We start from the raw sequence: 12,220 nt of genomic DNA, 5'->3' as shown, positions 1-12,220 counted from the left end.
ACAGAAAGCCCCAATCCGGTGGGATGGGGCGATTTGAGCGTACTGTCTCGCGGCTTTAATGGTGCTGAATCTTCTGTGCGATCAACGGGTGAGGCAGTGTCGCGACACCGCGAAATCGCCAGTAACGGGAACCCTTTCTCGCGTAGATCAAGGTGATATTCCCCTCGACGGGTTCGCTACCTTTGAACGATTCGACGCCATCGCCCAGTTGCCAGACGAGCGGCGGCCATGGGCCGGACATGGCTGCATGATATTCGGCCTCGGTGATTTCCTCCGGGTTAGTCGATAACACACGCTCCTGTTGCTCGATGAAGGAATCCTCCTCACCGATCACCACGCCCGGATAACGCTGCGCGAGCTGGTCGAGCGTTTCGCGTGTCCAGTTTGTGACGTAAGTGGTGGTTGGGCCGTCCGTCAGTTCCAACGCATAATCTATCGCGGTCGGCTCGCCCGGAATATAAAAGACCTTGCTCATGGTGTTCTCTCCATGTGTCCGAGGAACTACCGGGCGGCTGTGCTCGCCCGGCAGCCGTCCGCGTTAGCCGATCATCTTGCGCATCTCGTCGGCGAGAACCCACAAGGCCCGATTCAGTTTGACGTTCTGGTCAATGCCGCTGACCGCTCGGGTGGTGGTCGTGCGGCCCGTCGCGCTACGTCCGCGCAGGCCACCCTTCACCATGTTTCTTGCACACGGTTAAAGGTCGTCCACAGGTCCGACCCGCCATCCTCCATGCGGCAGGGGCGGAGAATCTGCGTCTCGGTAACGGGCGCGGCGGCGTCTTCCGTGTCGTACTTCAATTCGAGGGCTGCGCGCGCAAATGCGTTCTGTGCGCCGGTATCGAGCGTCACGCCTTGCATGCCTTCGCGCTGCTCGTCCACCACCTCGAAGTTATCGAGCACGCGAAATGCGCCTTCGATGACTTCGCCCACAACGTCACCCTTATGCGGGACGCGCACCTCTCCGACATTCGTGCCGCACACCATGCCGTTGCAGCAGACGAAGCGGAACATACCGGCGAGCATCTGATAACTGCTCGTTCCATCGTGGCTGTTCAACAAGATGATTTCGTTCGCTTCCTTGCCGCTGATCTGGTCAGCATGGCGGAGGCGAATCATGTGCTTGGTGAAATCGCGCTTGTCGTCGTTTCGCACACGCGTCTGTGCGACCATGAAGGGCTGGAAACCTTCGCGGCGCAGGCCGTTGAGCACATCGATCGTCGGAATGTAGGTGTAACGCTTCGAGCGGCTTTCGTGCTTCTCAGCAGCGAAAATCGACGGCGCGATGCTTTGGATTTGGTCGTCCGTCAGGGGGATTTCCGAACGAAGAACGGGTGCGTTATAACCGAACTTGGATGCGAGTTGCATTTATAGTACTCCTAAATTGCGACGTTGTGGAAGGTCGAGAAGCGGTTGCCGCCGCTGGTTTCTCGGTATCGAAGCGTCTTTCCGTTTCGTGCTTCGATGTATGTATTATGGTCGATACCCTCACCAAAGTCAATAGCAGTATCTATTTATTATTCTTGATAAGTACTCTCTTCCCGGCGAGTCTTGGCATCAAAGGTGCTGCCCCGAGGACGAGCGAGGGAGCGGATCGTTCGATCAAGACGGGCGCGTGAGCGCTTGTCTCACTTCAAGGGGCGTGGAGCACGCGAAGCCGTTTGCTAGGTCTGCTCGTCGGAGTCGGTCGGTCGCGGTAAGCCCGTTCTGCCGCGCGAACCGGCGCGGTCAAGGGGTCGTGGAATACCGCAGGCCGCGAAGCGGTCGAGGATATGCCGCGAAATGCCCCTTGACCGGGAAAGCCGGGGCGTGTGGCAGATTCAAGGGCGTGAGCGACAGGCCGACTCCGACGAGCAGACCATCCGATAGACCGTGCGAAACAACCGGCAAGCCCCCTTGGGGCGCGCAGCGCCGCCAGGCGCGGAGGCTGGTGTTCGGCTTTGTGTTCGGCCTCGGCGCGGATATAATGAAATCAGTTGGATCCCGTTCTACTCCTGCGACGTTGGACGGTCGGGCTCGAAGGGTTGCCGCGCCTCGAGCCTTTTCTTTTCCAGTTCGACGTTGAATACGGAACGGTCAAGTTACTGCCCTTCCTTGGCTACCTTCTGCGGGTCACTGATCTGCGTCTGCGTCAGCTTCTTCTCGGCTGCCCTCCTCGTCTGACTCTTGGTCATCAAGTTCGGGTGAAGCGAAGTTGCTCTCCTTCACCGAACTGCGGTTCGTCAGCATGTCGGGAATCCAACCTGTATCGGACAGCAGCCTTTCGGCCATCGATGCTGCCTCATCCTTCTTGTTCGATGCGAGCGGTGTTGCTGCTTCCGCCGAGACTGCCGCAGTTTCGACCTCGGCGATCCGACCTTTTGATACATGATCCAGATAGCTCTCCCGCGTCGCAGTCCAGTACTTGCTCATGTCGAGATTGAGCACGTCGAACAACTGGCTCACCGGATGATCGCCATCGGTCCCGGAGACACTATCGAGGGTGGCTGCGACACAGAACGCGAATAAGTTGGACGTGACATCGTCGCTCTGCTGCAAAAGCCACGGTAGTAGCTCGGCATTGTTCTCGGGAAGCATCGCTGTCCACATCGCACGCTCGGCTTCGATTTCCTTCCATGCACGGCTATTCGCCAGATCATCGGCCTCACGCAACAGGCCGTCATGCACGCAAGTAAACTTTGCCTCAAGAGTACGGCCGGAATACATGTGGCCGTAATGGTCCGCGAAGATAGTCGGGATCATGTGGTGCATTAATACGGCGATTGCTACGCCCGGTTGTGCGGCCAGTTCAACCTGAACAACAGCGGTTCGATGTGCGGTCAAGCGGCGGCAGAGTTTTTCGCTGTGCACAGGCTTCGCTTTCTTCTTCGGCTCGACTCCTGACGTGCCATCGGCGGCGCTCTGCGCAGAACCTAACCGTTGCATATCGTCCCTTTTGATAAAGCCCCGCTCGATGACGACTTCGCCCGCATAGTTGAGGAACACGAAAGCGCCACCAGCCTGCAACTGTTCAGGCAACCATGCTTCCATGCTTTCGACAAAAGCATCGCAGGCATCGCTCGCCGCGTTCGCTGCTTCCTCCAAAGCACCGCGTTTTTCCTCGTCCTCCTCGGCGGACTCGTCGTCGTAATACGCATTGAGTGCGCCAGTCGCCGTGTCTCTTGCCTTCTGGAGCTTGGCGAAATCGCGTTCCTCCTTTTTTGTCATGTCGCGCGTGTGTGACGACTGCCGACCATATTCGGCCAACTCGCTGTAGTCGCGCTTGACTCGGGTTTCGACCCACTTCCAGCCCTCGGCACTGATTGTTTGCGCCACCTCGATCAGACGGTCGGTGGCAAGTTGCAGCAACAGTGCGGCATCGGCAATGTGCCCGCTGTTGTTGTCATCGCTGAACAAGTCTCGACGCACGAACCCACCGGCGGCCTCGTAGGCTTCGAGTGTCACGAACGCGACAAGCGGATTGTTGCGGATTTCGATTTCTTCCTTCGTGATCGCAGCGCGTAGCTGATGAGGATCGCGCAACCATGCCTGTGCGGCGTCGAACCATAGCCGTTCCTGCAAGTCATGGTCATCGGTCAAGGCAAGAGCGACGACCTGCTCGATGCTCATGCCGTCATCGCGGAAAACGTCCAATAGTTTGGGCGAGACGTTGGCGATTTTGAGACGTCGCTGCACGGTCAACACCGAAACCGAGAACAGCGCAGCGATGTAGTCTGCACTCCTGCCCTCCTCGATCAGCAGCCGAAATGCCATCGCCTGATCGCCTCCGTGCATTGGCTCGCGGGCGTGATTTTCGATGAGTGATGCGGCGACTGCTTCAGCCTCGGTGACGACCTTCACCGGAATCAACTCGTCCGCGCTGATCACACCGCGTTCTGCAAGCAACTGAAGTGCGGCAAGTCGGCGTTGTCCTGCGCACACACAAAGCTTCGGCTTCTTGCCGCGCGCTCCCGTCATCGGATGAGCTACCAGATTTTGCAGCAGCCCTTTCGCGGCGATGCTGTCCGCGAGGCCGTCGATTCCAGTTGCTGCTTTGCGGCGCACATTTCGCGGCGAAGGATTCAAGCGTGACAATGCGACTTGCTCGATGGCACTGTCGCCGCCAAAGGTGTTGTCGAGTCCCGTGGGCGATGTTGCTGCATCGTCAAGCTCGACATCATTGTTCTGAACGTTGATGGCGTCGTTGCAATCATCCATTTTCAAGCTCCCAGAGAATGCCAGCGACCGAGTTACGCAGAGTGGGATTGCGTTGGTCGTTGGCCGGTTAGAAACAAGGTTGATGTAGAACGGAAGGCAATCGGCGGGATGCATGATCGCCCTCCCCCTCTCCTGTTCAGTCAACGGGTCCAAATCGGTCGTAGAGCGGCATGACGGATCGTTGCTCGCCGCATTCGCGGGCATAGCCGTCGCGGAGCGTTATGTAGGATTGGAGTGCAGGCTTTTCACAGGCCACTTTTAGGCGATCGCTTTGTTTGGCAAGCGCTTGATGGATCATCGTCTGCACAGTGGTCGTGGTGTCCGAAACCAGTTCCGCAAGTTGGAGTCGTGATAGTTCACAGGAGCGAAATTGATCGACAGTCGGCTTGGACAGACCGTTTCCGGCGAAGAGGTTTTCGTAATGTCGATAGATACTGTCGATAGCGGATTGCACCGCTGCGTCGCTGTGCTCGCGAACAGTAAAGATGTGGTCTACCCCAAAGCAGACCTCGTATGCGTCCAGCCTCTGATCACCGGCTGCCGCATCATCATTCGGTCCGTCGAAATACACCCGCCGAACTCTGCTGGTGATCGCCTCGACCTGCGCGGCGTTCGGGCCATCGGTCCGACTCACGTAAAAGATTGCGCTACCGCCGTGAGTCTGAGTGCGGACCAAGAACGGTACGCCCTTGAAGCACTCCGCCAACGACTGACGAATCAGCGTTGCGGTGTCAGCACAAGAAAAGTATCTTGCCGTCATGATTCGGTATCCTTATTGTGCGATCGACAATTAAAGCGATGTCACCGTGACCTTTAACCATCTGCCGTTTTGGTACCGCAACTGGATACGGGAATCGTCAACAGTCACCACTCGAATGTCGCCCTCGACATATGTTCGTTGGTGAGCCTCGGAGGGTTCGGGAGGAACGCCCGAATCGTTGGTGGGGTTGCTTGTGCGGGTGGTCGTTGCGCTCATGACTACCTCCTTTGTCTGTCGTTCAGTTTCATCTGCTCTTCGGAGCCGCCTCGGCGCATGTCTTGCACGGGCCGGATTCGGTGCAAGGGCGCGCCCGGAGGCCGCAGCGAAGCGCAGCCGCAGGCGAGCATCGAACGGGTGAGGACGCGGCGAAGCGAACCCTTGTGCCGAATCCGGTTCGTGCTATGCGTCGATTAAGAGGCGGCTTTGAAGGGCAGATGAAACGCGCTTTGAACGGCAGACAAAGGATGGAGCGCGGCGACGTGTTTCCCGCACAAGCAATCCCGCGGCACAGGCACCGCCAGGTGCGTGTGCTCTATCGGCGCGGAGCGCCGCTTATCAGGGTTTCGCGGCGTCGAAAGGCGACCGTCTTACAAAGCAAGTTTTGCGAAACCCAAGTTGCTCGGAAATCTGAGGCTGCATGCTCTTCGACTCGCCTCCTCAGCCCGAAGAGCCCCAACGCCACCTTGGACGAGGATGCAGGTTCGCAACGAAGAGGTTTGCGAAGGCTGGGTAGATGTCTTTCACACTATTGTTAGTCAGCCCGACGATCAGCCACGTTGTGTGTTTCACGTGTAACCACGTTTCACACTTAATGTGGTTTCGCGGTAAACGCGTCTAATGGCCGAGACTTCTAGCACTGAGTCGTCTGCGATGTTTAAAGTTAACTTGCGTTTACTACCCCAGCCGTCTAAAGTCCACTTGATTCTATCGGATGGGTGAAAAGTTGGCTTGGCGATAGAATAATCTAAACCGATCGAAAATAGACTATGGACTTAGATCTCGCCAACCCTGGTAAGACAACACCTGAAGATCTTATCAAGCTCGCTGGGCTTTCCGACTTCATGTTGCAGAAGATTCGGGATGAGCTGCTGGAGCCTTTTCCGAGAAAGGTGCCTCCAATGATCAGTTCAGCGCGAGTTCAGGAAATGTGCGGGATCGACGTCCAGCGGATGGCCTATATGCTCAAAAAGGGCGAGCTGCCGCAAGGCAAGCAAGCTCGTCGGGGGTCGCCGCGGCAGTTTACAGTTGAAGAGGCTGTTCAATGGGTACGTGCTGAACTCGCTCCGACTCCCCGGTCAGGCCCCGGAAAAATCATCGCCGTCGCGAACTTCAAAGGTGGCGTCACTAAAACGACGATGTCGACTGTTCTTGCTCAGGGACTAGCGATGCGTCGTGGACGGCGTGTCTGCCACATAGATCTAGACCCGCAGGGCAGCGCTACCACGTTATACGGGATCAATCCGCATGCGGAGGTCGACGCCTCACAGACCATCATGCCTTTGATCGAGGCCTACCTGCGAGGTGATGAGTTCGACATGCGGACGTTGCCGCAAGAGACCTACTGGCCAAACTTGGATCTCATCCCGTCGTCGACCGAGCTTTTCAATGCTGAGTTCATGCTGCCTGCCCGCGCATCAGCCGGTGCCCGCGGTGAACGATTCGAAAATGTTCTCCATGCTGGAATCGAAGCTCTACGGGAAAAATACGACTACATCATCCTGGATACGGCACCGACGCTGAGCTATTTGACAATCAATGCGATTTTTGCGGCCGACGGGGTGATCGTGCCCGTGGTTCCCGACGTCTTATCGTTCGCTTCGATGGTTCAGTTTTGGCACCTGTTCTCGGATTTGGTAACCGGCATGGCAGCGCGCGGAGAACAGTCGCGCAAAGAGTTCGACTTTCTCGACATCCTGATTACACGGATGACGCCAAAGCCCGCAGCCAAGGCAGTTCAGTCGTGGATTAGCCAACTGTACGGCAACCGGGTCATCCCAGTTGAAATTCCAGAAACTGACGTAGCGCGCAACACCAATATGCGCTTTGCAACGGTGTACGACATCTCAACGTATGAAGGGGGAGCTGAGACTCTCCGTCGGATTCGAACGCCCTGCGATCAGTTTGTCGATCGCGTCGATGATCGTGTTTCGGGTCTTTGGCAGAAAGGAGGTAGCGCATCGTGAGTATGAAAAATTTCGCTTCAAAGGCGGCGAACATACGCCTTACAGATGAAGAGGCGGACAAAGCACAGAATCGCGCTGCAACGACGCCCCGCACTGCGCCCGGTCAGCTGATGCACCTTCAAGCAAAGTCAGAGCAGCAGCAGGATGAGATTGAGCGGCTTCGGAAAGAGCTGCAAGAAGCAAAGCAGATGGGCGGCACCGTTGATGTCCCTCTTTCAGAATTGCATGAAGTCCCCGGCCGTCGCAGATACATGGCACCGGAGAAATATGCTGAGCTTCGCGACAATCTCCGCCATAACAAGCTGATTCATCCGGTGGTTGTGCTGCCGCGCGCGGAAGGTGGTTTCGAGATTATTTCCGGACATCATCGAAGCGATGCTTATCGGGAACTGGGCCGCGAAACAATTCGCTGCGTGCTGGGCGAGGCAACGGCTGAGGAAGCTGACGAAGGAGCCTTCTTCGCGAACTTGATGCAGTCGGACCTAACTGACTACGAGAAATATATTGGTCTGAAGCGATTTCAGACCGAGCATCCGGAAATGAATAGGGCGACCGTTGCCGAGCGTGTGGGTATCAGTCCGTCACACATAAGCGCATTGCTGTCTTTCGACCGTCTTCCGCCTGAAGTTCGGACAATTCTGGAAGCGAACATTGCACTTCTTGGCGCAAATGCCGCAGCCGAGTTCGCAGTGCTGGTCGAAGCGGGCAAGAGGGATCGGGTATTAGAGGCTGTCCAATGTCTTGCTGACCGGAGGCTCGATCAGTCGCAGGCAGTGAAATTTGCTCGATCGTCCGATGCCCCGAAGAAAGCCACCCCAGCCGCATCAAGCTTCAAGATTCGCTCTGGGAAAACAACTTGGTGCGATGTCCGAAGCGCTAAGAACGTGATGCGAATCGAGTTTCAATCTGAGGAAATCGCAGATTCGGTACGTGATGCTATTCGAAAGCACCTAGAGCAACTCGCGCAGACTCAAAAACCATAAGTCGTTGATTAACAACAACTTCGTACTACGCAGGCGTCTACCGGAACCGAAATGACGAAAACCTAGCTAAAGAAAGACAAAGGCCCGCAGCTGGAAACTGAGGGCCTTTGCGATTGCGGGCTTGGCTGGAAACCTTGCCGCGCGACTCCCCAGCTGGAAACTGGAAAGGGACTGCAGACACCCGGAGTGTAGCGCAACAAGGTCGACAGTCAAGCGAATTCAATCCATTTTTAATGGATCGCTCGACATGTCTATCGCGCAACACTTCGTTGCCGGCGAGGGTGAAGCACACCCTGAAGATTCGGCCGCCCTTAGCGCATTTCGTTGCGACTCGACCAACCTGCCGTGGATCATTTTCCGCGCAGCGTTCCGGGCCGCGCACATCGAACAAATCCCTCCCCGGGCCCGCGCCGTCCTGTCTGCCCTCGCGCGGACCGTTGACGCTGCCCAACCGTTTGCTGCGATCTTCGCTCGTCGTGAATTGCTCACAGGCCGTGCGCTGCAATCGATGCGCACGTTCTATCGGAGCCTCGACGATCTCGAAGTCGCGGGACTGATCGAGCGTCGCCCCCAAAGCCGCTACGTCCGAGCGGGCCTGTTTGGCCGCGCATACCTCCACCTCACCGAACACGCTGCTGCCCTCCTCGGACTCATTGAGGCCTTACGCACGCACGAGAGCGAGGCTTCGCAAGCGCCCTCCTCGTCAGCCGCTGCACCCTCGCAGACCTCATTCCCGGCACCGTCTGCCACATTGGCAGACGGTGGAATATATAAGGATCTAAGCCCTTCTGTTTTTCACAAGAGACAACCGGGCCAGTTGCCTGCGGACCTTCAGCGTCTTCGCACCCTGGGTTTTTTTGATTTTTTGATCTTCAAACTCATGCGTGAAGCCCGAGATCACGGCAAGCGACTCTCCGATGTGGTAGAAGCCACTTGGGACCACCTGAAGCTCGCCAAGGCGCCGATAAGTTACCTTCGTGCCCTGCTTCGCACCCCAGTCGATTTCACCCATCTCGTGCGCCGTCGGAGCGCGGATGGCGACGCCACCCAGGCGCGCAATCAGCAACGCGCCGAAGGCCAGGCCATCGCCCTTCAACACGCGGGCCGGACCTTCATCGATGCAGACAACGCGCGTCAGTTCATCGTGGGCGCCGGGGGCGATTCGCTGACGATCTTCAGCCTCACGGAGCGCGTTGGACGGCAGGCCGCCGGCTGGATGCCGTCGTTCGCCGCAGCGCTTAAGTCCGGAAAACTCCGCCCCGCCACCGCCCTTGACCTCGAACGCTTCGCCCACGCACAGCAGCAAGCACTCGGCAACGCACCGGCCTCGGCCGTTCCGTTGAGCACGGTCAAGTCGCCGGTCACGGGCGCCGTGCGTGACCATATCGCCGGACTGCGTCACCTGCTCAAGGTGCGAAGTGCGGGCGCGTGACGCGGTCGGCTGCCGTCCACACGCACCCAGCCATGACGGCGTATGTGCTGCCTCAAGGACGGCGGTGAGTGCAAAGCGAACGCCTCAGTCACGAGCCGGTGGAGCTGAACTGAGACCGATCGTAGACGAGACCATCCATAACGCAACTACCGATCCGACCGTCTTGACTCCGCGAACACTCCAGTCCCAACACGCTGACGGGCCCCGAAAAACCAGCTTGCAGAGACCGATGACCCGGCCCAGGGCGAGGAAACAGGGGAAGGTGGCAGAGGCCATTCGGACGATCGAAGCGATCAGGAAGTGACCGTGGACGCCGCCGCATTAAGCAAGGCAGGCGCCGCTTTTCACCGGCGCGCGGGATCGTTGAGCGTGCCTCGGCTAGCGCAACCAGGGCAGGGCGACCGCACACGTCAATCATGCTCGAGGATGCTTTGGACGATGTGGCAGAACGAACTGGGAACGCGCATCGCCGTCCCAAGCGATACCGTTGGGGGATGACCGGGACAGGAGGAGCGGACGGCAGTTGTCAACCATAGTCGCGGACGAAGAGGGCGGTTGGGTATTGCTCACGCGGCGCCGGTTAAGCGTCGTGAAGTGCGCGTCGGGAATCAAGCCGGGACGCGAGACGCGGCAGAGCAAACTCAGGCGCGCGTGCGCTTACAGTGCGGTGGTGGATTACGTCGGGGCCTTAAGGCGACGGACCATCGAAGCGCGGTGCGAGTCGCGAGGGGGCGCGCACAATGTCCCGTACCCCCTAAAAGCGCGACGGTGCGGTTCGACGCTGCTGCCGGAGAGCCGGCAGATGAACCCACCCGCCCGATATAGATAGCGCGCGGACCCCGTAAAGTTGATCAGTCCCGTGCGCGATGGGGCACCGCAACGGCCCTGTCGCAACGGCAGGGGAGGGACGACGCGGTCGCTTTCAAGGCGCGTGATCAAAAAACCGAAGGACCCAGCGGAACCCTCGGCGTCCAACGCCGGCCACGTCGTCGCTACCGACTCGTCGCGACTATAGCGTTTTAGCCGCCGGGTCAGGCAGCCGAAACGGGTTCGCGACCCTCGGGAGCACACCCTTGCGCGAGCCGGCCCCGTCGATCAAGATAGCGTCCGGCGCTTGCGAGGGGCGGCGCCGTTCTCAACTTTTAAGGCACAACACAACATGGCAACCGGTACGGTCAAGTGGTTCAACGATGCAAAAGGTTTTGGTTTCATCACGCCGGACGCAGGCGGTGACGATCTGTTCGCGCACTTCTCGGAAATCCAGTCGAACGGCTTCAAGACGCTCGCGGAAGGGCAGAAGGTGAGCTACGACGAGAAGATGGGTCCGAAGGGCAGGCAAGCGTCGAACATTAAGCCGGCGTAACGGCGGTGGCCCTGACGATCGCATGGTCGTCAGGGCCGGGAAGGGTGACGGGAGGGTGAGGGAAGGGCAGGGTAGAGCAGAGGCCGGAAAGTCGCTCGTTGGCAGCCGAAAAAATCGGGAATAGCAGAATCAGCCTTGTCTGCTAACTGTTATTAGCAGCCAAGCTGGGCCATCTCGGCAAGCCAGACAAGTCATTTAATCGCGCTTGGCGCGGATCTCTTACTGGGCGAGACCGTACAGGTTAAGAGCTTCAGGTGTCTACCCGAGTTGATAGTTGCCGAAATTTGGCATCAATGATACAGGAATCCTAACTAACTAGTTGACAGCTCCGATTTTGTTATGGCTCAGCGTGAAACAGCTCGGCGTAACCAGGATCTGATGCAAATAGTTGTTTTTAAACGAATTATTCTTATAAGAGCAGCTAGGAACGCCGATTGTTTCACGGTAGAAGAAGGCTGAAGCGTTCCCTGCAATGCTATTTGCCGCCTTGAGCAGGTTTTCTCTATTTGCAGAAGCGGTTTGTAATGACCGAAACAACTTCTGTATATTTTGATACGAGCGGCAGACTAGACGCTCTTAGGCCACATGCATGTCGGGCCGATTTGCATTGGTGCGCCGTTCGAACACTATGCACAAGCAGTGAGCACCGCCTGTTGCAGCTTGGAACAACCCGCCCGGCCGTATTGTGGCCTGCCCCGGTGCACCTCACGATGAGAGCTCGATTGTCCGAACGATCGAATAAGTGCGTCACGTGCCAACGCATATTCTGAAAACGCACAGGAGGGGAGGGGCCCATGGGTCGCTGCTGAGGACGGGTTACGGGCACATTGCCAATCGAGCGTTCGTCGGCAGCCTGTGGATCACCGAAGCGGCGACAGTCAAAGCAATGAAACTCGGTAGCCTTTAAAAGCCCTCAGTGCGGCGAAAATCCGTGAGTAGATCACGCTTAAGCGCGCGGTTGCCGGCGCGTGGCGCGTCGCACACGGCGATTCGATTCGGTGCCGCCACTGGCGGTCAATCCGATGCGCATGGAGCATGCGATCGTCGTTCCACTCGTGATAACTCCGAGATGCACTGCACTGTGTGGAGACGCGCGCCGCGGCTCCGTACTAGATGTCATCGCGAGGACGGCGCGGTTGAGCTTGTGCACCGTGCGACGTACGGAGCGGAGCCCGAAACCGACGTCGAAGTTACCACCTTCGCCTCGAAAAATGCGGCGCTGTCTGACACGCTGCATTACGAACGTCTCGCCTCGATTTCTTGTGTGCGACCTGGCATGAAGCGCTCCGTGCATAGACGTTCGCT

Annotated in this window: 7 protein-coding genes and 1 pseudogene; 4 read left to right on the top strand and 4 right to left on the bottom strand. The window is 57.9% G+C overall.

Annotated elements, in window-relative coordinates; genetic code table 11:
* Positions 1-55: 55 nt before the first annotated feature.
* From NCT03_RS31860 to NCT03_RS31845, 4 genes and pseudogenes are all read right to left on the bottom strand, one after another.
* Positions 56-475: a hypothetical protein gene (locus tag NCT03_RS31860; RefSeq protein WP_250469943.1), complete on the bottom strand. Its 420-nt coding sequence runs from the start codon at positions 473-475 to the stop codon at positions 56-58.
* Between the two features lie 63 nt (positions 476-538).
* Positions 539-1,365 (bottom strand): annotated as a pseudogene (locus tag NCT03_RS31855) (DUF932 domain-containing protein).
* 744 nt (positions 1,366-2,109) lie between these two features.
* Positions 2,110-4,308: a ParB/RepB/Spo0J family partition protein gene (locus NCT03_RS31850; RefSeq protein WP_250495337.1), complete on the bottom strand. Its 2,199-nt coding sequence runs from the start codon at positions 4,306-4,308 to the stop codon at positions 2,110-2,112.
* A gap of 22 nt (positions 4,309-4,330) precedes the next feature.
* Positions 4,331-4,954 carry an LPD29 domain-containing protein gene (locus tag NCT03_RS31845; RefSeq protein ID WP_250469940.1) on the bottom strand — a complete coding sequence of 208 codons (624 nt, stop codon included), beginning with the start codon at positions 4,952-4,954 and terminating at the stop codon, positions 4,331-4,333.
* Positions 4,955-5,940: 986 nt separating this feature from the next.
* Between NCT03_RS31845 and NCT03_RS31840 the strand changes: the two genes are divergently transcribed.
* The 4 genes from NCT03_RS31840 (at position 5,941) to NCT03_RS31825 (ending at position 10,915) form a co-directional block, all read left to right on the top strand.
* A complete protein-coding gene (locus NCT03_RS31840; protein WP_250469939.1) occupies positions 5,941-7,137 on the top strand; it encodes a ParA family protein in 1,197 nt (398 codons plus the stop codon).
* 2 nt (positions 7,138-7,139) lie between these two features.
* Positions 7,140-8,120 carry a ParB/RepB/Spo0J family partition protein gene (locus NCT03_RS31835; protein ID WP_250469972.1) on the top strand — a complete coding sequence of 327 codons (981 nt, stop codon included), beginning with the start codon at positions 7,140-7,142 and terminating at the stop codon, positions 8,118-8,120.
* Between the two features lie 247 nt (positions 8,121-8,367).
* Positions 8,368-9,552, top strand: a complete 1,185-nt coding sequence (locus NCT03_RS31830) for a Replication protein O (protein WP_250469938.1) — start codon at positions 8,368-8,370, stop codon at positions 9,550-9,552.
* Positions 9,553-10,711: 1,159 nt separating this feature from the next.
* Positions 10,712-10,915, top strand: coding sequence for a cold-shock protein (locus NCT03_RS31825; protein ID WP_250469937.1), 204 nt, complete (start codon positions 10,712-10,714; stop codon positions 10,913-10,915).
* Positions 10,916-12,220: the final 1,305 nt, after the last annotated feature.

The organism is Caballeronia sp. GAWG1-1, assembly GCF_023631465.1.
Classification (GTDB): Bacteria; Pseudomonadota; Gammaproteobacteria; order Burkholderiales; family Burkholderiaceae; genus Caballeronia.
Note: the sequence above shows the minus strand (reverse complement) of the source record. Positions and strands in the feature narration are given on the sequence as shown.